The organism is Streptomyces sp. HUAS 15-9 (assembly GCF_025642155.1).
Lineage (GTDB): Bacteria > Actinomycetota > Actinomycetes > Streptomycetales > Streptomycetaceae > Streptomyces.
Genome location: NZ_CP106798.1, coordinates 8,578,718 through 8,602,942, shown reverse-complemented (window position 1 = coordinate 8,602,942; position 24,225 = coordinate 8,578,718). Strand labels below are relative to the sequence as shown.

General features: G+C 69.5%; 21 protein-coding genes and 2 pseudogenes. 15 read left to right on the top strand and 8 right to left on the bottom strand.

The window, feature by feature from the left end; all coding sequences use genetic code 11:
* Positions 1 to 54 precede the first annotated feature (54 nt).
* A complete protein-coding gene (locus N8I87_RS38935) occupies positions 55 to 627 on the top strand; it encodes a dihydrofolate reductase family protein (protein WP_263215610.1) in 573 nt (190 codons plus the stop codon).
* 53 nt (positions 628 to 680) lie between these two features.
* Here the strand turns inward: N8I87_RS38935 and N8I87_RS38930 are convergent, their stop codons facing one another.
* The 4 genes from N8I87_RS38930 to N8I87_RS38915 form a co-directional block, all read right to left on the bottom strand.
* Positions 681 to 1,256 (bottom strand): hypothetical protein, encoded by a 576-nt coding sequence (locus N8I87_RS38930; RefSeq protein WP_263215609.1) that lies wholly within the window; start codon positions 1,254 to 1,256, stop codon positions 681 to 683.
* Positions 1,257 to 1,409: 153 nt separating this feature from the next.
* Positions 1,410 to 1,847, bottom strand: coding sequence for a DUF1153 domain-containing protein (locus N8I87_RS38925; protein ID WP_263215608.1), 438 nt, complete (start codon positions 1,845 to 1,847; stop codon positions 1,410 to 1,412).
* A gap of 137 nt (positions 1,848 to 1,984) precedes the next feature.
* A complete protein-coding gene (locus tag N8I87_RS38920; protein WP_263215607.1) occupies positions 1,985 to 2,578 on the bottom strand; it encodes a hypothetical protein in 594 nt (197 codons plus the stop codon).
* 424 nt (positions 2,579 to 3,002) lie between these two features.
* On the bottom strand, positions 3,003 to 4,025 hold the full coding sequence (locus tag N8I87_RS38915) for a glycoside hydrolase family 3 N-terminal domain-containing protein (RefSeq protein ID WP_263215606.1): 1,023 nt from the start codon (positions 4,023 to 4,025) through the stop codon (positions 3,003 to 3,005).
* A 547-nt stretch (positions 4,026 to 4,572) separates the two neighbouring features.
* Between N8I87_RS38915 and N8I87_RS38910 the strand changes: the two genes are divergently transcribed.
* From N8I87_RS38910 to N8I87_RS38855, 13 genes and pseudogenes are all read left to right on the top strand, one after another.
* Positions 4,573 to 5,349 (top strand): hypothetical protein, encoded by a 777-nt coding sequence (locus tag N8I87_RS38910; RefSeq protein WP_263215605.1) that lies wholly within the window; start codon positions 4,573 to 4,575, stop codon positions 5,347 to 5,349.
* A 219-nt stretch (positions 5,350 to 5,568) separates the two neighbouring features.
* Positions 5,569 to 5,739 carry a hypothetical protein gene (locus N8I87_RS38905; RefSeq protein WP_263215604.1) on the top strand — a complete coding sequence of 57 codons (171 nt, stop codon included), beginning with the start codon at positions 5,569 to 5,571 and terminating at the stop codon, positions 5,737 to 5,739.
* A gap of 176 nt (positions 5,740 to 5,915) precedes the next feature.
* A pseudogene (locus N8I87_RS44555) lies at positions 5,916 to 5,996 on the top strand (sugar phosphate nucleotidyltransferase); the annotation flags it as partial.
* A gap of 12 nt (positions 5,997 to 6,008) precedes the next feature.
* Positions 6,009 to 6,422 (top strand): annotated as a pseudogene (locus N8I87_RS38900) (LbetaH domain-containing protein); the annotation flags it as partial.
* 73 nt (positions 6,423 to 6,495) lie between these two features.
* Positions 6,496 to 7,095: an acyltransferase gene (locus N8I87_RS38895; protein WP_263215602.1), complete on the top strand. Its 600-nt coding sequence runs from the start codon at positions 6,496 to 6,498 to the stop codon at positions 7,093 to 7,095.
* Positions 7,096 to 7,356: 261 nt separating this feature from the next.
* Entirely contained in the window at positions 7,357 to 8,529 is a 1,173-nt protein-coding gene (locus N8I87_RS38890; protein WP_263215601.1) for a hypothetical protein, read from the top strand.
* Positions 8,526 to 9,296, top strand: a complete 771-nt coding sequence (locus N8I87_RS38885; RefSeq protein WP_263215600.1) for a WecB/TagA/CpsF family glycosyltransferase — start codon at positions 8,526 to 8,528, stop codon at positions 9,294 to 9,296. The genes N8I87_RS38890 and N8I87_RS38885 overlap by 4 nt, the downstream gene beginning before the upstream one ends.
* Positions 9,296 to 10,555, top strand: a complete 1,260-nt coding sequence (locus N8I87_RS38880) for a nucleotide sugar dehydrogenase (RefSeq protein WP_263215598.1) — start codon at positions 9,296 to 9,298, stop codon at positions 10,553 to 10,555. The genes N8I87_RS38885 and N8I87_RS38880 overlap by 1 nt, the downstream gene beginning before the upstream one ends.
* A gap of 3 nt (positions 10,556 to 10,558) precedes the next feature.
* Positions 10,559 to 11,674, top strand: coding sequence for a non-hydrolyzing UDP-N-acetylglucosamine 2-epimerase (gene wecB / locus N8I87_RS38875; RefSeq protein WP_263215596.1), 1,116 nt, complete (start codon positions 10,559 to 10,561; stop codon positions 11,672 to 11,674).
* 50 nt (positions 11,675 to 11,724) lie between these two features.
* On the top strand, positions 11,725 to 12,570 hold the full coding sequence (locus N8I87_RS38870; RefSeq protein ID WP_263215594.1) for a YveK family protein: 846 nt from the start codon (positions 11,725 to 11,727) through the stop codon (positions 12,568 to 12,570).
* On the top strand, positions 12,533 to 14,020 hold the full coding sequence (locus N8I87_RS38865) for an oligosaccharide flippase family protein (RefSeq protein WP_263215593.1): 1,488 nt from the start codon (positions 12,533 to 12,535) through the stop codon (positions 14,018 to 14,020). The genes N8I87_RS38870 and N8I87_RS38865 overlap by 38 nt, the downstream gene beginning before the upstream one ends.
* Complete coding sequence (locus N8I87_RS38860; RefSeq protein ID WP_263215592.1) at positions 14,017 to 14,970, top strand: hypothetical protein; 954 nt, start codon at positions 14,017 to 14,019, stop codon at positions 14,968 to 14,970. The genes N8I87_RS38865 and N8I87_RS38860 overlap by 4 nt, the downstream gene beginning before the upstream one ends.
* An 11-nt stretch (positions 14,971 to 14,981) precedes the next feature.
* Positions 14,982 to 15,779 carry a glycosyltransferase family 2 protein gene (locus tag N8I87_RS38855; RefSeq protein ID WP_263215591.1) on the top strand — a complete coding sequence of 266 codons (798 nt, stop codon included), beginning with the start codon at positions 14,982 to 14,984 and terminating at the stop codon, positions 15,777 to 15,779.
* 25 nt (positions 15,780 to 15,804) lie between these two features.
* On the opposite strand, the gene N8I87_RS38850 is transcribed toward N8I87_RS38855, so the two are convergent.
* Together N8I87_RS38850 and N8I87_RS38845 are read right to left on the bottom strand one after the other, a co-directional pair.
* Complete coding sequence (locus N8I87_RS38850; protein ID WP_263215590.1) at positions 15,805 to 16,716, bottom strand: glycosyltransferase; 912 nt, start codon at positions 16,714 to 16,716, stop codon at positions 15,805 to 15,807.
* Complete coding sequence (locus N8I87_RS38845) at positions 16,713 to 18,737, bottom strand: O-antigen ligase family protein (RefSeq protein ID WP_263215589.1); 2,025 nt, start codon at positions 18,735 to 18,737, stop codon at positions 16,713 to 16,715. The genes N8I87_RS38850 and N8I87_RS38845 overlap by 4 nt, the downstream gene beginning before the upstream one ends.
* A gap of 71 nt (positions 18,738 to 18,808) precedes the next feature.
* On the opposite strand from N8I87_RS38845, the gene N8I87_RS38840 reads away from it, so the two are divergent.
* Complete coding sequence (locus N8I87_RS38840) at positions 18,809 to 19,471, top strand: hypothetical protein (RefSeq protein WP_263215587.1); 663 nt, start codon at positions 18,809 to 18,811, stop codon at positions 19,469 to 19,471.
* Between the two features lie 17 nt (positions 19,472 to 19,488).
* Here the strand turns inward: N8I87_RS38840 and N8I87_RS38835 are convergent, their stop codons facing one another.
* Together N8I87_RS38835 and N8I87_RS38830 are read right to left on the bottom strand one after the other, a co-directional pair.
* Entirely contained in the window at positions 19,489 to 20,535 is a 1,047-nt protein-coding gene (locus tag N8I87_RS38835; RefSeq protein ID WP_263215585.1) for a glycosyltransferase family 2 protein, read from the bottom strand.
* Between the two features lie 75 nt (positions 20,536 to 20,610).
* Positions 20,611 to 24,219, bottom strand: coding sequence for a DUF4082 domain-containing protein (locus N8I87_RS38830; RefSeq protein WP_263215584.1), 3,609 nt, complete (start codon positions 24,217 to 24,219; stop codon positions 20,611 to 20,613).
* Between the last annotated feature and the right edge of the window lie 6 nt (positions 24,220 to 24,225).

Here is a 24,225-nt window from a genome sequence, read left to right as displayed (position 1 = left end):
TCTGATCCTGGGAGCGTGCTGGAACACCGGACACGAGACATCGAGGAAACCAGGATGCGTACTCTGATCAGCACTGCCTTCATCTCGCTCGACGGCGTCGTGGAGGCCCCGGGTGGCGAACCCGGTTACCGGAACGCCGGATGGACCTTCAAGGACGTCGAGTTCCTCCCCGAGGCGTTCGAAATCAAGGGGCGGGAGCAGAAGGAAGCCACCGCGATCCTGCTGGGCCGGGTCAGCTACCAGGCGTTCAGCCCCGTGTGGCCGGACATGGAGGAATTCGCCGACTACAAGACGATGCCGAAGTACGTCGTCTCCACCACGCTGACCGACGACGACCTGGTCTCCGACTGGGGCGAGACCACGATCCTGCGCTCACTCGACCAGGTCGCCGCCCTGAAGGAGACCGACGGAGGTCCGATCATCGTCCACGGCAGCGCCTCCCTGAACCACAGCCTCTCGGACGCGGGCCTGATCGACCGCTACCACCTGCTGGTCTTCCCGCTGTTGCTGGGCGCGGGCAAGCGTCTGTTCAGCACCACGGACAAGGACACCCAGAAGCTGCAGCTGGTCGAGCACGACGTCTACGCCAACGGCCTGCAGAAGCAGGTCTTCGACGTCGTCCACTGACACGTTCTGATCCCCGGGGGCGGCGCTCGCCATTCGTCGCGGCGACGGCGATGTCAACCGCTGCCGCCGGTGCCGCCCTTACCGCCCATGCCACCGGTCTCGCAGCCGAGGCCGAGGCAGATCCCTCCGGTGCCGCCCTTACCGCCCTTGCCGCCGTCACCGGTGCCCACCGCTACCCCACCCGTCCCACCGATGCCGCCGTTCGCGCTGCCGCCGCACAGCCCGGCACAGATCCCGCCGTTGCCACCGATACCACCCTCGCGGCCCGGCGCGCCGGTCGTACCGGTGCCGCCGTTGGCGCTGCCGTCGCACAGCCCGGCGCAGATACCGCCCTTGCCGCCGTTGCTCCCGTTGACGGTCCCGTTGCAGTTGCCCGCACACACCTGGTCGCCTATCCGGAGGCTGCCGTTGCCCACGGCGAGGGACCCGAACGACCCGCTGCCCAACTGCCCGCCACCCGGCCCGGTACCGTCGGCGGAAAGCTGCTGGGCGCCGGCCGTCGTGGCCGTACGGCTCTGCGGCATCGGCGCCGCCATCGCGGTCGGCGCCATTGCTCCGGCCGCCAGGCCGGCGGCCAGGGCCGTGGAGACGGTGAGCCCAAGACGGGCCTTCCAAGAATGCACACGCATGATGTTTCCCTTTTCGAAGAACTGTTTTCCGTACCGAATGTTCCGCCGCATTGAACAGAACCGGCCCAAGACCCGTCGCACGACGAGTGCGGGAATTCGGGACTTGACAGGGACGCCCCGACCCGCATCGAGTCGGGGCGTCCGGGATGCCTCTCAGGAGCCGAAGAGCGAATTCAGGTTCAGCAGCGCGGCCCAGTCACCGTCGCGGACCTGCTTGACCCAGGTGTCGATCTCCTTCTCAGAGATCTTGTACTTCTTGGCGACGTCGGACTTCTTCGCGTGCCCGGACTCCACGATCAGCACGATCCGTAGCTTGTCCACGGCCGTGAGGTCGGACTTGGGTTTGTCAGGCAGGTCACCGAGCGTGAGGCAACCGCGCCCGCCGGGCTTGCCCGGCTCCCCCGGCTCACCGGGGGCACCGCCCTTGCCGCCCTCCCCGCCCTCCCCGCAGTGGGCATGGTCGGCCGAGGCCATCTGACTGACGCCCGGGGTGACACCCGGCGACGCCTGGGCGGCACACGCGGTACCGGTGGCGAGGGCCACCGAGGCCACTGCCAGCACGAGCGGCCGCCGCCAGCGAATTCTGGACATGGGGTTCTCCGATTTCCTTGAGCTTTCCTGGAGCGAGGACGTGGTTCTGCGGGCGCTGCGCCGGCTTGCTCGACTCCGCTCGCGTTGATCCATGGGGGCGGAGGCCGTACGGGCCCCCGCCCCACCGGGTGGAGCGGTCAGAAGAGGCTGGCGCCCCCGGCGCCACCGCCGCCGCCCTGGCCGCCGAACAGAACGCCGAACCCACCGGCGCCGCCCTTGCCGCCGTTGCCGCCCTGGAAGATGCCGAATCCTCCATTGCCGCCCTGGCCGCCGTTGCCGCCGATGACACCGTCGCCACCGCCACCACCGCCGCCGGCGTTACCGCCGAACAGGCCGGAGCCACCATTGCCGCCCTTACCGCCGTTGCCGCCGATGACACCGTCGCCACCACCGCCACCGCCGCCGCCACCACCGCCGGCCAGGATGCCGTTGCCGCCATTGCCACCCTTGCCGCCATTGCCGCCGACACCCAGGACGCTGCCGCCACCGGAGCCACCGGAGCCGCCACCGCCGCCGATCAGGCCGCCGCCTCCGTCTCCGCCGTCACCACCGGCACCCCCGCCGTGGACGAAGCTCACGACGCCCGTGGCGGGCATCGGGGCGGCCGTCGCGGCGGATGCCGGAAGGACGATGCCTCCGGTGATCACAGCGGCCGAGGCGACGAGTCCTGCGAGGCGGAAGCCCCGACGCTTGGGACGGCCGTCGTTCTGGGCACGAAAAATACGGGACATAATTTCTCTCCTACCGATACAGGGGCTCTTGCCATTCCTTTGCGGATTTCCTGTGCGGATCTCCCGTCCGGATTTCCTCTCCGGCGAGGACCGCACCTCAAGTACGCCCCATCGGCGTCACGCGGTCACGTTCCGATGAGTCGTGACTTGACCGCACGGGAGTAATCGGGTAGGGATCCGCGGCAAGGCCGTCGGCCACCGCTGGCTGGTCCTGAGTGTCACGAGGCCGCGGAGGAGGTACTCGGCGGAGACCACCGGTATTCCCGCACTCTCCCTGATGGTGTTGCCGCACCTGACCGCCGACACGGACGGGCTCCTCGACGAGCTCCGCGCATCGGTGGGACCTCTCCGTGCGGACGTTCGGCGCTCTGTGGCCCGAACTCGTCACCGAGGGAACGGAGTTGCTCAGCGGCAACCACCGCTGTCAGCCGCAGTACAGCAAACCCGCCTTCTGCTTGGCGGCCAGGACGCGATGGACGCTCTGGTCAACCTGCGCACGGAAGGTCGCGTCCTTCGCCATCCGGATCTGTACGGCCTTGGCCATGACCGGGACCAGGTTGGGTTCTACGGTCAGGACCATGTCTCCGCCGGCCGACAGGAAGTTCAGGGCACGGTTGGCCGGGGGCACCGCCTTCACCGCCACCGCGTTCCCGAGGTCGTCCGAGATCACCACGCCCTTGAAGCCGAGTGTCTTGCGGAGCAGTCCCTGGATCACCGTCGAGGAGAACACGGCCTGATGCCCCGGGTCGATCTTGCTGTACGTGGCCAGAGAGACCATGACGAAGGGTGCGCCCGCCTTGATGCCCGAGCTGAACGGGATGATGCTCGAGCTCTTGCTCGTCGTCACCGAGTCCACCACGTTCGCCGTGGTGTCGGTGTTGCCGCGGACGTAGCCGAGTCCCGGGAAGTGCTTGAGCGTGGCCAGTACGTTGGCCTGGGCGAAGCCGGCGGCGAACGCGTTGCTGTGGGGGGCCACCGTCGCGGCCGTATGGCCGAACTCGCGGTCGTACCGGCCGATCGGTGCGTTGTTCCAGCCCAGGCCGGCCGGGACGACATCGGCGACGGGCGCGAGGTTCAGATTCACACCGGCCGACTTGAGCTGCTTCGCCCATGTGGTGGCTTCAGTACGGAGCTTCGAGGTCGACCAGGTTCCCTGCACCAGTGCGCTCGGCATGGTCGAGAACCCGGGCCCGGACAGCACTTGCACATGGCCGCCCTCCTGGTCGGTGGACACCAGCAGGCCTACGCGGTGCCCCGACACGGTGTCGGCCTTCGCCTGAAGACTGTCGGCCAGGGTCTTGGTCGCCTTCGTACCCGCCGTACTGCGTCCGGCCAGGAAGACCGACCCGACGTGGTATTGGCGCAGAACCTGGATCCGGTTCTGGTCGGGGTTCGAGGCGGCGACGCCGCCCATGAAGAGCTGTCCGACTCTTTGCGGCCCGGTCATGGCCCCGAAGACCTTGTCGACGCACGTCGAGGTCGCGGTCGTACCACTCGTCGCCGAAGCGGGTGCTTGCGAGACGACGACAGCGTGCGAGGTATGAGCGCCGCCCAGGCTTGCGGCCGCCAGGGCGAGCGACAGCAGCGGGACAGGCCAGACCGCCCTCTTCCTTCTCTGACCATGGGATGGCGCCTGCCGCGATCTCATGCGGAGCCCCTTCCGGTACACCGATCACGAACCGGGCGCCCCTTGCCCGGCCGTCGACGGCGGTCACGCAGCCACTACGACCAAACGTACATCCATCCGACCGCGTTCGCCTCTGAGGTCGCGGACCTGGCACGTGCGGCACAGGGATGTCGTGCGGGGCACGTCGATGCAGCGGCTCCGGCAGTACGACTCTGGCCAACTCGGCGTCCAGGGTGTGGAGATCGGGCCGCGCGGAGATCATTGGCTCGGCGGTCTCCCGGAACTCATCGGCGCCACCGCGGACCCGGCCGCCCGCTGGAGTTGCGTGCGACGCGTTCGCGCTCGCGCTTCTGACTAGGCTGCGGGCATGCCGGAACTTCTCGATTTCAGCGCGGGTCTGGCGCGGTTGCTCGACCACAGAGAACTCGGTGTGCGGGAGCTGGCCGACCACGCCGGGTTGAGCGCGGACCAGGTCCGGGCGGTCCTCGATGGGGCACCTGCCGAGGACGGGCTGCTCCGACGGCTCTCGGCCGCGCTGGGTTTCCACGCCGTCGACCTGTTCATCCTCGCGGGGCTGGCCGTCCCGGACGACTTGGCGCCGTTGGACGCCGCGGCCGAGCGGTGGGTGCCGGGCGTCGTGACGGACGCGGTGCGCCTTTCAGCGGCAGGACGGCGGGAGCTTCTGCGGGTCGTCCGGTCACTGCCGCAAGAGGAACGGCGTTCCGTCTTCGCCCCGGAACGGCTCGCACCCCTCGTCGGCGGACCGGGTGATCGGGTCATCCGCATGCTCCGGTACCGGAACCTGAACTGGATGGGCATGGCGAAGACCCTGGCGCTCGTGACACCCACCTACCTGTCGGCCGCCACGTACGGTGTGATCGGGGCGGGCCGCAAGGAAGTGACGCCCCGTCTGGTGACCGATTTCGCCGTGCTGTTGGGGATCAACGCCCTCGAACTGGCCGCCCTGACAGGCGTCTTCCTGCCTGAAGTGCCGACGCCTCCGACCCCGCAGGCCGTAGACGCCGCGGCGCTCCTGTGGGAGGCGCGGCGTCTGTCCGCCGCCCAGGCGCGGCACGTCGGCGAGCTGGCGCGCTCGATGCGCGGTGACTCTCACCACGGCCTCATCAACCGGCCGGGGTCTTGATCGGTGCCATCGCGCAGTGCGCGGCTCGGCTGTGGCCAGGCGCTTGGCCCCCGCGTGGCCCGCCATCCCGGGACCGGCGGGCCGGCACCTCGCAAGGTGCCGACGCGGGGTAAGCGGAACCTACGCCTTCGCCGACAGAAACGGAAGCCCCTCTTCCCCTTGACCCTCGACCTGCACGGACGCACCCTGAACCCCACGCGCAGCAAGGGAGCCCCCCACATGAGCCGAGCCACCGCCACACACCGCGTCGTCGAGTACTGGACGGACAAGGACACCCACGTGATCTTTCCCGTCGCACGAAACGAAGAAGTCGACCGGATGAGTGACGAGCAACTGATCTCGAAGTACGGGGACCCCGCGGACGGAGCGGTTGCGCGCATCGTGCGCTAGGTGACCCCTCCTCCACCTGTCACGGAATGCCACCGGCCAGGCGCCCACGGTCAAGGCATCGTGAATGATTGAACTGGACGCCGTCGGATCGACCCCGCTCGGGCCGGTTGTCCGGAACAGACCGTACGTACACGGAATCCCTTCGTCCACGAGTCCCCCGTAAGTAGGGTGATCTCGTGAAGGCACTCCTGTTGTCAGGTGGCTCAGGTACCCGTTTGCGCCCCATAACTCATACATCGGCGAAACACCTCGTACCCGTCGCGAACAAAAAGGACACCGGGAACGTCACCGACATGCTCGAGGTCAACCGCTCGTTGCTGGAAACCCTCGAGCGCCGGATCGACGGCACGGTCGACGACCGCAGCGAGATCATCGGCCGGGTGCGCATCGCGCCCGGGGCCAAGGTGACCGGGAGCCGGATCGTGGGCCCGGTGGTCGTCGGCGCGAACAGCGTGATCACCGAATCGTATGTGGGCCCCTTCACCTCGATCGCCGACGACTGTCGGATCGAGGACAGCGAGATCGAGTACTCGATCGTGCTGCGCGACTCCTCGGTGAGCGGCGTCCGGCGGGCGGAAGCCTCCCTCATCGGCCGCAATGTCGAGGTCACGCCCGCGCCCCGCAAGCCTGCCGCCCACCGTTTCGTCCTCGGCGACCACAGCAAGGTGCGGGTCTCCCCTTGACCCTCTTCGCCTGGCGCAAGGCGCTCGACGCGGCGTTTTCGGCCCCGCTCGGAGAGAAGAAAGGTTCAGCCCGATGAGCTTCAGGATCCAGCCGACCGCGCAGGTCGACGAGAGCGCCGCGATCGGTGACGGGACGACGGTCTGGGATCTGGCCCAGATACGGGAGGACGCCCGCCTGGGCAGCGGATGCATCGTGGGCCGGGGAGCGTATGTCGGCCCGGGGGTGCGGATCGGCGACCACGTGAAGCTCCAGAACTACGCCCTGGTCTACGAACCCGCGGTGCTCGGTGACGGGGTGTTCGTCGGGCCGGCGGCGGTGCTCACCAACGACTACTTCCCCCGCTCGGTGGACCCGCAGGGCCGGCTGAAGCGCGGCGGCGACTGGGATGCCGTGGCGGTGGAGGTGGCCGAGGGGGCATCGCTGGGAGCCCGTTCGGTGTGTGTGGCGCCGGTACGCGTCGGCCGTTGGGCGCTGGTCGCGGCGGGTGCGGTGGTGACCCGGGACGTGCCGGACTTCGCGCTCGTGGCGGGTGTTCCGGCGCGCCGGATCGGCTGGGTCGGCCGGGCCGGCACCCGACTGGTCGAGCGGGAAGGGGAGTTGGGCGCATGGGAGTGCCCCGAGACGGGCGCGCTGTACGACGAGAAGGACGGCGAGCTCGTCGAGCGCGCATGACTCCTTGATTTCTCCCAAAACGCCGTTCCTCGAACATCCGCATGCATAACATGTGTGCGAACTGTGCAGACCTAGCACAGTGAGCACGCAGACCGGTCGTGCCCAGGGGGGGTTACCGGGTGGGGACACCTGTGCCTGAAGCCAGGAGTGACAACCGCTCCGACGCCTGACATCGACCTTTCGCCGCGCCGCCGTCCACGACGCGGCGATCACAAGTCTGTCCGCACAAAGGACCCACAGGGGGGTTGGTGTGCCCAAACGATGACCACCACACGTCTGGCGGCGCTCGGTCATGAGGAGCCACCGCTGCTCACGCTCGCCCAACGACTGCTCACAGTCGCCGAGTCGGGGCTTCCGTCCATGCTGCTCCCCGGCGGAGAGGCCTTCGCCTTCACCATGGCCGGACGGAAGTCACCCGACGGATCCTGGACCTCGGAGCGGCGCGGGACCAGCACCCGGTACGCGGCCATCACCGCGCTCGGCGCCCAGTTCCTCCCCGAGGACCGACAGCGCGCGGTGCTCGGCGGGCGTACGGCCCAGGAGTTCACGGGTCTGCTGATCGAGTCCTTGCCCGCGGTGACCAATCTCGGTGACGCGGCGCTCATCGCCTGGGCCGCCGCCGAGACCGGACACCCCAAACTGTCCGACGCCCTGGAGCGGGTGAATGCCCTGGACGAGGAGGGGCGCCCGCAGTACACCGTCGAGGCGGCGTGGGTGCTGTCCGCCCTCGCGGCGGCGCGGGACACGGTCGACGTGGAGAGACGTTTCACCGTAGCCCGCGACCGACTGCTGCGGGCCCGGATCGGGGACAGCCCGCTGTTCCCGCACGCCACCGGACCCGGCCTGGTGCCCTGGTACCGGGCGCACGTGAGCTGCTTCGCCGACCAGACGTACCCGATCCAGGCCCTGGCCCGCGCCCACGCGAGCGGCGACGGAGACGGCGATCCGGAGGCGCTGGCCGCGTCCGAGGCGTGCGCGGCGCGCATCTGCGAACTGCAGGGCGACGGCGGGCAGTGGTGGTGGCACTACGACGCCCGTACCGGCGGCGTCGTGGAGGGCTACCCGGTCTACAGCGTCCACCAGCACGCGATGGCACCGACCGCCCTGTTCGATCTCGCCGACGCCGGCGGCAGCGACTTCGGCCGGTCGATCCGCCGGGGCCTGCGCTGGATGACGGACGTGCCCGAACTGGCCGCCCGCCCGGAGAAGCGGGAGCCGTTGATCCTCGACAGGCTCGGCGCCACCTGGCGCAAGGTCTACCGCGGCGATCCGAAGAAGGCCGTACGGGCCGTACGGGGGCTCGGCACCCGGATCGCGCCGAACCTCCGGCTGAAGTCCCTGGACCGGGTGTACCGCCCTGTCTTCGTGGACCGCGAATGCCGGCCGTACGAATTCGGCTGGATGCTCTACGCCTGGCAGGGGGGCCGCATATGAGCGGGCGTCAGTCTCTCTTCGGGGTCGAACTGGACCCGCTGACCATGGACGAGACCGTGCAGCGCTGCCTCGAAGCGGTCAGGGACGGCAGGCAGTTGGAGATCGGGGTGGTCAACGCGGCGAAGCTGGTGAACATGCGGCGCGACCCCCGGCTCGCCAAGGCCGTGGCCGGCTGTGATCTCGTCGTCGCCGACGGCCAGGCCGTGGTCTGGGCCGGCCGGTTACTGCGCGCCCCGCTCCCGGAGCGGGTGGCCGGTATCGATCTGTTCCTGCGGCTGCTGGCCGAGGCCGAGTCGGCGGGCCTGTCCGTGTACTTCCTCGGCGCCGAACAGGACGTACTGGAGCGCATGTTGCGCCGGGTGGCCGAGCGCTTCCCGGGCCTGAAGATCGCAGGCAGCCGCAACGGCTACTTCGACGACTCCCAGCAGGAGGCGATCGCCGACGCGATCGCGGCCAGCGGTGCCCAGATGCTCTTCCTTGGCATGACCTCGCCGAAGAAGGAGATCTTCACCGCCGCCTACGGCGCACGGACCGGAGCCCACGTCGTGCACGGGGTCGGCGGCTCGTTCGACATCCTGGCGGGGGTCACCAAGCGGGCTCCCGAGTCCTGGCAGCGCTATGGCATGGAATGGCTCTACCGCACGCTGCAGGAGCCGCGACGCCTGGGCCGGCGCTATGTCACCACCAATGCTGCCTTCCTCCTCATGACGGCGCGCGAGTTCATCCGGCTCACCCCGTCGTCCGCTTCCGCGAACAGGAGTCACTGATGCGCGTCGTCGTGGTCGGACAGGGATACGTCGGCCTGCCACTGGCCATCCGCGCCGCGGAGGTCGGACACGAGGTGATCGGCTACGACGTCGACTCCCGGCGGGTCAAGAGCCTCGCCGCCGGTGAGTCCTTCGTCGAGGACGTCTCCTCCGAGCGGATCCGCGCGGCACTGGACCGCGGCACCTACCGCCCGAGCGAAGCGGCCCGCGACTGCGGCGGATTCGACGTCGCCGTCGTGACCGTCCCGACGCCGCTGCACGAGGGCACTCCCGACCTCCGGTACATCCAGGAATCGGCGGTCACCCTGGCCCGCTATCTGCGCCCGGGAGCCACGGTCGTCCTGGAGTCGACCACCTATCCCGGCACCACCCAGGAGCTGTTCGCCCCGATCCTGGAGGACGGCTCGGGCCTCGCCGCGGGCACCGACTTCCACCTGGGCTACAGCCCGGAGCGGATCGACCCCGGAAACACCGTCTGGGGCTTCCAGCAGACCCCGAAGGTCGTGTCCGGCGTCAACGAAGCGTCCCTGAAGGCCGTTCAGGACTTCTACGCGCAACTCGTCGACACCACCGTTCCGGTGCGCTCGCCGAAGGAAGCCGAACTCGCCAAGCTCCTTGAGAACACCTTCCGTCATGTGAACATCGCGCTGGTCAACGAGATCGCCATGTTCGCCCACCACCTGGACATCGACGTCTGGCAGGCCATCGACGCCGCCTCCACCAAGCCCTTCGGCTTCATGAAGTTCACGCCCGGGCCGGGCGTCGGCGGTCACTGCCTGCCGATCGACCCCTCGTACCTGTCCTGGCGGGTGCAGCGCGAACTCGGCCAGAGCTTCCGCTTCGTGGAGCTGGCCAACGACATCAACAGCCATATGCCCGAGTACGTGACGCGCCGCATCAGCGACCTGTTCAACGAAAGACGTCGTTCGGTGAACGGCTCACGCATCCTGCTGCTCGGCCTGGCCTACAAGAAGAACACCGGCGACGCCCGTGAGTCGCCCGCCCTGCGCATCTCCCAACTGCTGCTCGACATGGGGGCCCAGGTCAGGGCGGCCGATCCGCACGTGGTCGAGACCCTGCCGGTGGACACCCGGCTGGTCCGGGTCGAACCGGCACCGGACGAGCTGGCGGCCGCCGATGTGGTGGTCCTGCTCACCGACCACGACAGCTTCGACTACGAACTCATCGCCGAACACGCCCCGTTCGTGCTCGACTGCCGTCGGCGGCTGCCGTCCGGACCCACGATCGAGGTGCTCTGAACCATGCCGCGGATCATCTGCGTCGCCGGGGCGCGACCCAACTACATGAAGATCAAACCTGTCATGGACGCCCTGGAGCGCCGGGGCGCCGAGGTGGTCCTCGTCCACACCGGTCAGCACTACGACCCGGCCATGAACGACGTGTTCTTCGCCGACCTCGGCATCCGTCCGCCCGACCGCTTCCTCGGGGTCGGCTCCGGCACCCACGCCGAGCAGACCGGACGCGTGATGACCGCGTTCGAGCCACTCCTCGACGAGGTGTCACCGGACATCGTCGTCGTGGTCGGGGACATCAACTCCACCCTGGCCTGCGCCCTGGTCACCGCCAAGGCCGGCCCGCTGCTGGCCCATGTCGAGGCCGGTCTGCGCAGCCGCGACTGGAGCATGCCGGAGGAGGTGAACCGAGTCGCCACCGACCGCGTCAGCGACTACCTGCTGGCCCCCTCCCCCGACGCAACCGAGAACCTGCGCGCCGAAGGGTACCGGGACGATCAGATCCACCTCGTCGGCAACGTCATGATCGACACGCTGCTGGCGAATCTGGAACGGGCCAGGGCCTCGGACGTCCTCAGCCGGTACGGCCTGAACAGAGGCGGGTACGGCCTGGTCACCCTGCATCGCCCGGCCAACGTGGACGATCCCGAGGTCCTCGCCTCGCTCCTGAAGGCTCTCGGTGAGATCGCCGGCCGCTGCCCGCTCCTGCTGCCCGTGCACCCGCGCGCGGCCGGACGGCTGGCCGACATCGGCGTCCCCGGAGGCATCCGGCTCGTACCGCCCGCCGGATACCTGGACTTCATCGCCCTGCAGGACTCCGCCCGCGTCGTACTGACCGACTCCGGCGGCATACAGGAGGAGACCACCGCGCTGGGCGTGCCGTGTGTGACCCTGCGGGACAACACCGAGCGGCCCATCACCGTCGAGCAGGGCACCAATGTGCTGGCCGGCCGGGATCCGGCGCGGATCGTGAACACCGTCAACCGGGTCCTGGACGAGCCTCCCGCCCCGCGCCGCCCCGAACTGTGGGACGGACGCGCGAGCGAACGCATCGCCGACGTACTGCTGGAGGGAGGCACCGCGAGCTCCCGACCCCGACCCACCGACCGAACCTTCCCCGTATGATCCGCTTGCAACATATGCTCGTCGAACGTCTGGTCGCGAGGGGGGCCACCATGGATCTCGCTGAGATCTTCCGGGTCATGCGCAGGCGCTGGTACGTCCTGCTGCCCGGACTGCTGCTGACGGCCGGCCTGACGGTCGCCGTGGCCCTGGTGGTTCCGGTCACCTACCAGTCGCAGAGCACGGTGGTTCTCCTCAACTCCCGGAAGGCCACCGTCGCTTACGACGGCAACCCGTTCCTCAGCACCCAGACCTCGCTCACCGGCATGGCCGACGGCCTGGCACGCAACCTCAACTCCGATGTCTCCGTCCGGGAGCTCAAGTCCCGTGGCGCCACTGGTACGTTCGAGGCCAAGCTCGCCGACAACGCCCAGGGCCCGCTCATGTGGCTCACCGTCACCGGCACCGACAAGGCCGCCGTCCTCGCCTCGGACCGCATTCTGACGACCTATGCCGAGGACCGGCTGGAGCAGTTCCAGCACCAGCAGTCGGTCGCCCCGAAGGCCATGATCCGCATGGCGACCATCGTGCCCCCGCAGAACCCGGTCGCGCAGACCAAGACCCGGCTCGAGTACATGGTCATGGCCGGGGTCCTGGGCCTGGTGCTCAGCCTGGTAGCCGTCTTCTACGTGGAGGCGCGCCGCCGCTCACGCGCATTCGGGCGACCGGAAGAACCCGCACAGCCGGACACCGGCCCCGAGTCCGCGGCCGGGGAACCCGTCGCGGAACAGACGATGTCCCTCCGGTCACCGCCCAGTTGGTCGCGGTCCGCCGAGAACGGGACCGCCGCAGAGGCGAGGGCGGGGCGGCCCGCCGTGGCCGTGACGCCTGCCGCCGAGCCGCTCGACGAGGAGTCGACTCATGGACAGCGTTCGCACACCGGACAGCGAGACCTCTGAGGCGAACGACGCCCCCGCTCCCGACTCCCTTGGCAGGCAGGTCCGTTCGGCGGCCCGCTGGAGCCTGATCAACACCGTTGTCATGCGCCTCGGCAACTTCGCCACGGGCATCCTGCTGGCACGCTTCGCCCTCGGACCGGCCGAGTGGGGCGTCTACGGCATCGCCCAGACCGTACTCCTGGTGCTGCTCTCGGCCAATGAACTGGGCGTGGGCCTGGCCATCATCCGCTGGGACGGCGACCCCCGCCGCTTCGCACCGACCGTACTGACCCTGGGCACCGCGTCCAGCGGACTGTTGTACGCCGCCATCTTCTTCTCCGCACCGACGGTGGCCGGGCTGCTCGGCTCACCCGACGCCTCCGGCGTACTGCGCGTGATGTGCCTGTGCCTGGTGCTGGACGGGGTGGCACAAGTCCCCGCCGGCTTCCTGACGCGGGAGTTCGCCCAGGGCAAGCGCATGATCATCGACGCGCTCAACTTCGTGCTCAGCACGGCCGTGACCCTGGTGCTGGCCTTCGCCGGCTGGGGCGCGATGAGCTTCGCCTGCGGCGCGGTCGCGGGCAACATCGCGGCCCTCATAGGCTGCGCGCTGGCCGCCCCCGGGACCCTGCGGTTCGGCTGGGACCCCGAACAGGCCCGCGCGCTGTTGAAGTTCGGGCTCCCCCTGGCCGGCGCGAGCCTCCTCGCGCTCGCCGTCGTCAACGTGGACACCATGGTCGTCGGTTCCTCGCTCGGCCAGGTCGCCCTCGGTTTCTACGTCCTGGCGTTCAACATGTCCGGCTGGCCGGTACGCATCATCTCCGAGGCGGCCCGACGCGTCTCCTTCGCCGGCTTCTCCCGCCTCGCCGGCTCCCCACAGGCCCTCGCCCAGGGCTTCAGCCGCGCCCTGGGGGTGCTGGTCACCGGCACCGTCCCCCTGTGCGTGCTGCTCGCCGGCCTCGCCGGCCCGGTCGTCCACCTCGTCTACGGCAGCCGGTGGCTGCCCGCCGCCGACGCGCTGCCGTGGCTGATGGCCCTCGGCCTGATCCGGATCGGCTGCGAACTCGCCTACGACTGCCTGGTCGCCACCGGACAGCGCCGCGCACTCATCCTCGTCCAGGCACTCTGGGTCGTCTCCCTCATCCCCGTCCTCGTCATCGGCGCCCGCCTCGGCGGCATCGTCGGCGTCTCCCAGGGCCACGTCCTGGTCGCCGCCGGACTCGTCGTCCCCGCCTTCCTCTACGCCCTGGGCCAGGCCGGGATCAGCCTCCGCCACATCGCCAAGGCGTGCGCCTGGCCCCTGTTCGGGGGAACGGCGATGGCCCTGGTCATCCTCACCGCGAAACAACTCCTCGGCGCCGGTACCCTCGCCCTGCTCGTCACCGGTACGGCCGCCCTGGCCTGCTACGTGGCATGCGTACTGCCCAGCCGCCGTTTCCTGCTCGGCTCCCGGACACCGGAGACCGTATGACCAGGCTCCACCGCCTGCTCGCCGTCCTGGCGCTGGCCCTGGCCACCGCCTGCTCCGGGGGTGCCGACCCCTCCCCTCCCGCCCGGGGTCACGGAGCCCCCACCGGCACCCATGGCACCGCTCACGCCACGACCGCGGCGCCCCGGGAAGCCGGTTTCCCCGATGCCCGCAGCACCGGCCCCCGTGTCTCCCTCACGCCGCACTCCACGGGGAACATGAGCGTCAAGGCCGACGGGACCGTCATCAAAGGGTGGGACATCACCGGCTCGCTCGACATCTACGCGAACGACGTGACCATCATCGACACCAGGATCACCTCCACCAACTGGTGGGGCATCAACCTGCGCCCCGGCTACAGCGGACTGCGGGTCCTCCACACCACCATCACCGCCGTCCCCGGCAACGGGCCCGACAACGGCGGCGTGGACTACGCCGTGTCCAACATGGGCACCAGCTCCGTCGAGGTCGGCTGGAGCGACATCTCCGTCTTCGGCAACGCCCTCTCCATGGGCCAGGGCTACCTCCACGACAACTACGTCCATGACCTCGTGCCCTTCCGGAACACCGGCGGCGAGTGGCAGCACACCGACGCGGTGATCAGCGGCGGCGGCAACAAGGGCAAGCTGATCATCCGTCACAACACCCTGCTCAACCCCGTCACCGTCGACCGAGGAGCCTCGGCCAGCATCGGCCTGTTCTCCGACACCGGACACGTCTCCAACACCGTCGTCGACGGCAACCTGCTGGCCGGCGGCGCCTACGCCCTCTACGGGGGAGGCGACGGCGCCACCGGGATCACGGTCACGAACAACGTCTTCTCCACCCGGTACCACCGCAACGCCGGCCACTACGGAGCCGTCACCGCCTGGAACGCCGCCGGTTCCGGCAACGTCTGGCGCGGCAACCGGTTCTCCGACGGCACCCCGATCACGCCCAAGCCGACCGGCTGAGGAAGAGGATCATGCGACGCATCGCCCGCGCCCTCTGGGAGCTCCTCAAGCGCACCTTCGGCTGGCTCGTCCTCTTCGAACTCCGCAACAAGGTCCTCCTCGCCCCCTCCGCGCTGCGGCTCCGCCGCCTCGAAACCGCCGAGACCCGACGCCTTGCGGCTGCCGGCGCCGCCATGCCCGCCGCGCTCGTCGCCACGGTCATCGCCACTCACCGCCGCCCCGACGAACTGCGGGCCGCCGTCCGGTCGGCCCTGGCCCAGACCGTCCGCGATCAGGTGGTCGTCGTCGTCGACGACGGCGCCGGCCTCCCCGAACTCCCGGACGATCCACGGCTGTTCGCCGTCTCGCTGACGCGCAACACGGGCGTGGCCGGCGTCGTGCGCAACGTGGGCATCCGCCTCACCCGCTCGCGGTACGTGGCGTTCCTGGACGACGACAACCTGTGGGAACCCGACCATCTGGAACGGGCGCTGGCGGTCCTGGAGTCTCCCCAAGGTCCCGACGGCGTGTACACGGCGCTGCGCCGCGTCCTGCCGGACGGGACCGAGCGGGACATCCTGTCCGTGCCGTTCGACCGCCACCGGGCAGCCCGGGAGTCCTTCCTGGACACCAACGCGTTCGTCGCACGGCGCAACGGGGCTCTGCGCTTCAGTCGTCTGCGGCGTACCCCGGACGTGCTTCCCCGTGAGGACTGGGAGCTCGTCCACCGGTACAGCCGTCACCACAGCGTGCGTCACGTGCCGTACGCCACCGTGCGGTACCTGGTGAACCCCGAGAGCTTCTACACGACGTGGGACGGCGCCGCCTGAGAGCCGGGGCCGCCCCCGCCAGACATCACGGCCCCGGCGTGGCCCGCAGCGCGCCCGGCCTGAGCAGTGCGGCGGCGGCCTCGCGGCTGGCCTTGCGGCCGAGGAGGGCCCGCGATGTCTCGCGCAACAGCACGGCACCACGGAAGCAGGCGGTGGCGACGGCCCCGTGGCGCCGCCCGTAGAGCCGTACGCGGTTGAGCGTGAGCAGGGTCCACAGCCGGGGCGAAACCCTGGAGTCACCTCCCAGGTGAACGGCCTCGGCGGCCGGCTCCAGTTGCGTGACGTACCCCCGGTCCCGCGCACGCAGGCAGTACTCGGTCTCCTCCGAGTAGAGAAAGAAGGACTCGTCCCACGGACCGCAGGCGGCCAGGCAGTTCGCCGAGATGACCATGAGCGCGCCGGTCGCCCAGTCGGCTCGCGTGGGCCGGTGATATGCGGCGGGGTCGGTGACGAGTTCGCTCAGGCGTGGGAAGCGCCCGGCCCGGCGGTTGCCGATGACGGCCTCGCCGAGGGCGCGGGACACGCTCGACTCGCGGCGCAGCGAGAACAGGGGTGCGTCCCGACCGTCTTCGTACAGGAGCGGGACGGCGATCCCCACTTCGCCGTCGAGCGTGTCGACGAGGCGTTTGGCGCAGCCCTGCCGCATGCGGATGTCGGGGTTGCAGATCACCACGGCCTCGTATCCGCCGTCCCACTGGTCGGCCGCCGCCAGCGCTGCGTTGATGCCGGCGGCGTACCCCGCGTTACGGCCGGTCTGGACGACGGTGGCATCGGGGGCCAGCGTCCGGAGCACCTCGACGGTGTCGTCGGCGGAGTCGTTGTCGGCGACGACCAGCCGCCAGTCGAGGCCGGCCATGCCGTCCGGAAGCGCGGCGAGGAATCCGGGGATCACCGGAGCGCTGTTCCAGGTGACGATGACGACGGCGACGGGGCTCATCGGGCCTCCACGAGTTGGGGAACCGCGGCTTCTGATGCCTTGGGCGGGGCCGGTACCGCGGCGGCTGCCTCACGCCGGACGAAGCCCAGACAGCTGCTGCCCGCCCCCAGCATCAGGAAGAACATGCCGGCGAACATCGGGAAGCTGAGCGAGTCGAAGGTGGCGCTGCTGACGAGGGCGACCAGCGACGAGGCGAAGAAAGCCTGCCCCAGTTCGCGGTCGGACTCGGTGCGGGCCAGCCGCCGGACGGCGCCGCCGTGGTGGATTCCGGTGATGAACAGGGCGAGCAGGGCGACGAGCCCGAGCAGGCCCGTCTCGGCCAGGGCCAGCATGTACTGGTTGTCCGTGAAGAAGTACAGATCCGGTGTGAAGGTGCCGAAGCCGCGTCCGAACAGCGGATGTTCCTTCAGATAGGGCACGATCGCGCCGTACTTGACCGTACGAGCCTGTGTGCTGCTGTCGGAGTTGGACAGGAACGACGCGAACAGGCCCGTGATCGTGCCGATCAGTCCGGGAACGATCACCTTGAAGGCGGCGACGGAGGCCGTCATCACGCCGATGGCGGCCCAGCGTCGCGCCGGCTTCCAGCGTGGCACCATCACCAGGGCCACCAGCAGCAAGCCGATGATGGACGTCCTCGACACCGACAGCGGCAGCGCGCCGGCCATCAGCACCACCGGCCCCCAGCGGCGCGCCGCGTGGAGGTGGCGGCGTACGGGATCGAAGGCCTGCTGGATCGCGAAGGGCAGGAGGATCGCGAGCATGCCGGCGAACTCCAGCGGCTGGGCCGTGGTGGCCCGGGGCCGGGTGAAGGCGCCGCGGTCCATGACGCTCACCTGGGCCACGCTGGTCTGGAGTCCGGGGATGTGGATGGAGTCGGCGATGTTGGTGGCCGCGAAGAAGTCGTAGAAGCCGATCGCGGCGACGACGGAGGCCATGATCACCACTCGGCGCATCAGCACGTCCAGCCGGCCGCGTTCCTGTACGCCCGCCGAGGTCAGGACGACCAGCGACACCCACACCAGGAATCCGATGAGCCCGCGGTCGGCCCCGAGGACCTCCTGGTGCGAGCTCTCGCGCATCGCGTCGGACATGTAGGCCGCCAGGACGGCCACCCCGAGCAGGCACATCACGACCCGTACGAGTCTGGTGCCCGGCGCGGGCAGGATGCGGCCGCCGAGCCAGGTCGCGAGGTACCACAACAGCCCCAGCAGGGCGAAGACGTTGGCCGGGGTACCGACACCGCCGAGCGCGGGCAGGGCCAGGTTCGACGGGATGAAGAAGGCCAGCACCAGATAGACGGTGAGGATCGCGGTGGCATCGACCCGTCGGCTCAGCCAGCCCGGTCGTGCCCGGTCCGGCGCGCGGGCCCGCTTCGGCTTCGAGGCGACGCTCTTCGCGACGCGTCGCCGGCGGCGGACCACCGCGACGCCCTCCATCAGGATCGACAGTAAGAACGCGCTGACGACGCCCAGGATGACGACGGCGGCGATGTCCTGGTAGCGGCTCTTCGACTTGGCCACCGGGGTCTGCGGCAGTACGACGGGCGCGGTCTGCACGAAGTACGCGGGCGGGACCTTGGAGGCGGCCTGCAGGGCGCTGAGTTGTTCGCCGGCGAAGGTGGTCAGGATGTTGGTCTCCCTGAGCACCTTCGCGCGGTCGGTTCCGGTGACGCTTAGGACGAGCAGCGGGCTCTCGCTGGCCGGCGCGAAGCCGGCGGTGTACGGGTCCGTGACACCCCGGCCGCTCAACTCCTTGGCGGCGTCGTTCGATTCGAGGGTTCTGATCAGCACGTCGGCAGTGACGATGAGCGAACCGCCCGCGTTCGAGATGGGGTTGCCGAATGTGGGGGCCAGTCGGGCGACGGCCGAGGAGTCCAGCAGCGCGACCGAGCTCTGCGACTGGTAGGAGACGGGGACGGTCACATACAGATAGCCGCCGCCGAGCAGGCTGAGCAGGGTGAAGGGCACCATGAAATACCAACGTCTGCGCAGGATGGCCCATATCTCACCAAGACTCATGAACCATCCCTCCATTCGGTGGCGTCCCACCGCGCATCCTGCCAGTATCGGGGGCGACGGAAGGAACTCGTATGTCGCCCGGGAACGTCGCCGACGCGCTGCTCCGCCGCTGGTACGTCGTGGTGGTCGCGCTGCTGCTGACGGCCGTCGGGGCGTACCAGGTGGTGCGTCCGACCCCCCAGTACGTCGGTTCCGCGGTGGTCGTGCTCAAGCCGCCGGTGACGCAGAACCAGCCCAACCAGCTCACCAATCTGCAGCCGCCGCTCGCCGTGGTGTCCTACGCGGTCGTCCGGCAGCTGGAATCCCAGGCCGGGGCCCGGGAGTTGCGCGCGGCAGGCGTCGACGGCACCTATCACCTCGTCCCCCGCAACAGCGGCACCAGCGCGACGCCTCGCTACCTGATCCCGTCCCTGCAGGTGCAGTCGCAGGCGTCCGGCCCCGACGCCGCCGTCACGGCGGTACGCCGCATCATCGACGTCTACACCCGGCATGTCGACCAGATGCAGACAGCTCAGCACGTGCCGACCGGAGCGCGGATCACCGCCTCGGTCCTGACCTCGCCGAGCGCCGCCGAGGTGCAGGGCGACAAGGCCCGGGGGCTGGCGGGCGCGGCCCTGCTGGGCGGCTCCGCCGGCGTTCTCGGGGCGTTGTGGCTCGACCAGTACGCCATGAAGCGCCGTGGGATGTCCCCGGACCGCCGGCGGCAGTCCGGTCCGGTTCCCGCGGCCAACTGAGCTGACCCGACGAGTCATCAGATGCCGCGGCGCTTCCACGACTCCCACCAGAGCCACTCGCGCCCGCGCTCGGCCACGGCCGACCACACCAGCGGCTGCAGATACGGCATGGCCTTCGGCCCTATGCGTCTGCGCAGCCGCAGCGCGCGGTACTCGGGCAGTGCCGCGTATCCCGGCAGGCACTGCTCGGCGAACGCCACGCATGCGTCGACCGGTACGACACCGGTGCGCCCTCGGTCGTAGGCCCGGTAGGCGCGGCGCAGCGCGAAGCGCGCGAGCCGGGTGTGGACCTCGTCGGCCAGGCGGTCGGCGTGGGGCAGGCGGTCGGCGCATTTGGCGAGTACGGAGTCGAAGGCCACCAGGCGCTGGCGCAGGTCGTCGAGCTGACCGCCGAAGTCGGTCGTGGACATGTTCTTGCCGTGCACGCGGTAGAAGGCCTGGTCGGCTCCGCGTATGTAGCCGACGTCGGCGTGTGCGGCGAGCCGCATCCACATCTCGATGTCGCCGGCGTGGGGCAGGGCCGGGTCGTAGCCGCCGACCGTGCGCTGGAGGCTGGTGCGGACGACGACTTCCGGCGAGGTGATGCAGCCGGTGCCCTCACGGAAGCGCCGCTCCAGCCACCACTGCCCGGGATAGACGACCGAACCGGTGCTCCGTGTACGGGCCGACGGGAGCGGGCCGCCGTGCTGGAAGCGCAGGGGACGCCCGTAGGCGAACCCCGCCTCGGGATGGGCGTCCAGCAGCGCGGCGGCCCGCACCAGCGCGCCCGGGACCAGCCGGTCGTCGGCGGACAGGAGGGCGACGTAGTCGCCGTCGGCCCATTCCAGGAGACCTTCGTTGTAGGTGGCGATGTGGCCCTTGTTGGTTGCGTGGACCCGCACTTCGATGCGCGGGTCGGAGGCGGCCAGTTTGTGCGCGGCCTCCGCCGAGTCGTCGGGCGAGGCGTCGTCGATGATGAGTACCCGGACGTCAACGCCGTCCTGCTCGTCCAGGACGCTGCTCACGCAGTCGGCGAGGAAATGGCCGTACTTGTAGCAGGGGATCACAACACTGACGGTGCTCATCGATGAGGAAGCCAATCCCCGGTGGTGGTCTCCGCCCAGGTTCGCGGGAGACCACCACCGGTGGGTTCTGGTCGGTCAGTTCTTCTTCTTGCGGACGGTCTTGCTGGTCAGGGTCCAGCTCTGGGACTTCACCGTGTGCCGGTTCTTGCCCGTTGCCGTGACCGTGACCTTGAACCGGGTGCCGTCGGGCAACGGGAAGGACAGATGCACGGACACCTTGTGGGTGGCCCGGTCGTAGGAGGTGACGGTCGTGACGTGGAGTTTCCTGGCAGCGGCCGCCTTGGCGCCCGGCAGGATGGTCACGATCGCCTTGACGGACGACAGCTTGACCGAAGCCGGCAGGGTCGTGACGAGGGGGCTGCTCGCGTCGGCGGTGTGCGTCACCGTGGACGCGGTGTCCTCGTCCGGGTCGGCGGCCGTCGCCGGCGACCCGCTGGGGTTGTCGGCGGTGAAGACGGGACCCACCCAGTAGTTCGCGGATCCGTAGGAACCGTTGGGGAAGGCCGGGTCGGCGCCGTACCGGTAGAGCCCGTTGTGGTGTGCGGTGGTGTCGGCAGTGGCGGTCAGCGGATAGGACTGGTGGGCTGCCGTGAAGTAGCCGCCGTCGACCGCGTAGTTGCCGTTCGGCGCGTGGTAGGAGACGACGTACGGGGTGTCGGCGGTGATGGCCACCGGAGTGGCGAAGGTCAGCTGCTGCCAGCCGGAGGCCGTCTCGCCGGTGAAGGTGCCGGTGGCGAGCAGCGTGCCGGTGTCGGACCACAGGCTGCCGGTGTGGGTGCCGGTGTTGCCGGTGCCCTTGTAGAAGGTGACGCCGGTGACCCAGCCGCTCGTCGAGGAGGTGAACCGGGTACCCAGCTCTACGGAGTTGGTGTCACCGGTCATGTCGGGGGTGGCCGGCACGGTGGAGGAGTTCCACAGCGTGCAGGGACAGGTGACCGCGGGCGGGGTTGAACTGGTGGTGAAGGTCCATGTCACCGGGTCCGCCATGGCGTTGCCCCACACGTCGGAGGCCTGGACGGACGCGGTGTACGTGGTGTGCAGTTCCAGCTCGGTTGACGGTGTGAAGGTCGCCTTGTTCGAGGCGGGCAGTGTTCTGGTTCCCGGCACGGTGGTGCCGTTCGCGTCCTTCAGGGTGAAGGTCAGGGTGTCGGCGTCGATGGCGGAGCTGAAGACGGCCGACTCCGGTGCCGTGATCGACACGCCGGTCGCCCCGGAGGTCGGGGAGGTCGAGGTGACGGTGGGCGGGGTCGTGCTGGCGGCAGAGGTGTCCAGCACGGCGTCGACCCAGTAGTTGCTGCCGGAGGACTGCGAGGACGGGAAGGCGCTCGTCGAGGTGTAGCGGTAGACGCCGTTGCCGCCGTCGGTGCCGGACTTCAGGGCCGTGAGCGGGGCCAGGCCCGCGTCGCCACTGGAGAAGTAGCCGCCGTCGTAGGAGTATCCGCCGTTGGGGGCGAAGTACGAGGCGACGTAGGTGGTATTGGCCTTGACGCTCACCGGGGTGGCGAAGTTCAGCTGCTGCCAGCCGGAGGCCGTCTCGTTGGTGAAGGTGCCGGTGGCCAGGCGGGTGCCGGAGGCGCTCCACAGGCTGCCGGTGTGGGTTCCGGTGTTGGCGGGCGACTTGTAGAAGCGTACGGCGGTGATGGAACCGGCCACCGTGGTACGGAACTTGACGCCGAGCTCCACTGAGCTGCCGTCGCCCGCGTTGACGGTGCCGGGCACGGCGGAGGCCGGCCAGACGGTGCAGGGGCAGGCCTGGGGGCCGACGGTCACCGGGACGGTGGTGACGGCGCCGATGTTGACGCTGTCGTCGACCGCGCGGACCTTGATGGACGCCGAGCCCGGCGTCGTCGGGGTCCAGCTGAAGCTCCAGGAGGTCAGGCCGCCTGCGGGCTTCCAGGTCGTTCCGCCGTCCGTGGACACCTCCACGCGGGCCACCACGCCCCCGCCGGAGTCGCCGGCGGTGCCGGTGATGGTGACCGGCTTCAGCGCCGGGACGGTGACCCCGGAGGCCGGGCTCGTCACGGTGACGGCCGGGCCGGTGGTGTCGGTGGAAGCCGTGGCGGCGTGGAGGGTGCTCTGCAGGGTCAGCGGCTGGAGGCCCATGTCGGCGAGGATGTTCACCGTCGCCTGCTGCATGCGGGCGTCCTCGGTGACCACCGTGTCGGCGGGGTTGTACGTCGGGATGTTGGTCAGGCCCCACGACCACTGCACGGTTCCCGCGCCGAACACCAGGGCCCCGGAGTCCTGGTCGCGGAACTCGACGAGATTGTGCGTCGCCGTGCCGTTGCCGTAGGTGTTGCCCCAGTCCAGACGGTACTTGCCGTCGTTGACGTCCACGGTCGTGGACGACAGGTCGATCGCCCCGGCGGGTCTGGTGCTGTTGGCGAGGTCGCTGTCCCATTCGTAGCCGAGTGTGCCGGCCGGGAAGGTGGCGGTCTGGCTCGATGTGAGGTTCGCGATGGAGGTGTTGCGCCACAGCCGGTTCTTGCCGTAGGAGCCGGGGACCGTGATCGCGTCGCTGCGGTAGCCGTTCACCTGGAACATGGAGCCGGTGAGGATGTTCGGTGGCTGGTAGTCCTGCCCGTAGTCGGTGCTGGCCGGGTCCATCCAGGTGCCGGTCCAGATGCCGCTGGGGTCGGCGATGCCGTTGTTCTGGGCCATCTTGGTCATCTTGTAGCAGACCAGGGTCCGGTTCGCGGTGTTCGTGCCGTCGATGCTCGGGGCGAGGCGGGTCTTCCAGAAGACCTCGTTGCCGCTGAAGAAGGCCTCTCTCACACCGGCCTTCCTGGCCGCCAGGACGTTGGAGTACTGGCTCTGCGTCCAGTACTCGTCGTGGCCGGAGGACAGATACACCTTGTGGTTCTTCAGCAGGGTGCCGCCGTTGGCCGACACGTCCACGCCGGACAGATAGCTGACGTCGTAGCCGTTGCGCTCCAGCCAGGACAGCATCATGTACTCGGAGCCGTAGATGCCGTTGTCGCCGCCGATGTCCAGCGGCCGGTTGTAGCTGACCTCGTAGGCGCGGCCGTCCGGCGCGGGTCCCCCGCCTCCGTACAGGTCCTGGCCGCCGTAGTCGTTGTAGGCCTGCCAGGTCTGGTCACTGGTCTGTACGACGACGTCGGAGGTGCTGGAGTCCTTGCGGACGACGAACGGGTACGGCATCAGGCCGTCGCCGTCCGTCTGGGTGATGTTCGCGATGTACAGGCCGGACACGGCGTCGCTGGGCACCGTCCAGCTCGCGGTCACGGGCCAGTTGCCGCAGTCGACCAGGCCGGTGCCGCTCTTCTTGGTGCAACTGGCCGGATTGGTGGAGTAGTTGGCCGGATAGGTGACCGCCGCCTGGGCCGCGGTCGACATCTCGCGCGCGCCGTCGCCGCCGTACCAGCCCAGGCGGTAGATCTCGATGTGGTACGAGACCTTCGACTGGACCTTGAACTGGACGGTGTCGCCGGCCTGCACGCTCTCCTTGGTGGTGAAACCCTGGATGTCGCCGTAGGCGTTGGGTGAGAACCAGTCGGACTTCGGGCTGCCCGGCTTGGAGTTCTCGCAGACGATCGTGTTCGAGCCCGCTCCGCACGGGTCGGATGCCGCGAGCGCGGGCCCGGCCTGCGGGAGCACCGCCCATATCAATGCCGCTACGACGGCGAGGCGGCCGCCCCGGATCCGTCTGCTCCATCTGTTCATGTGTAC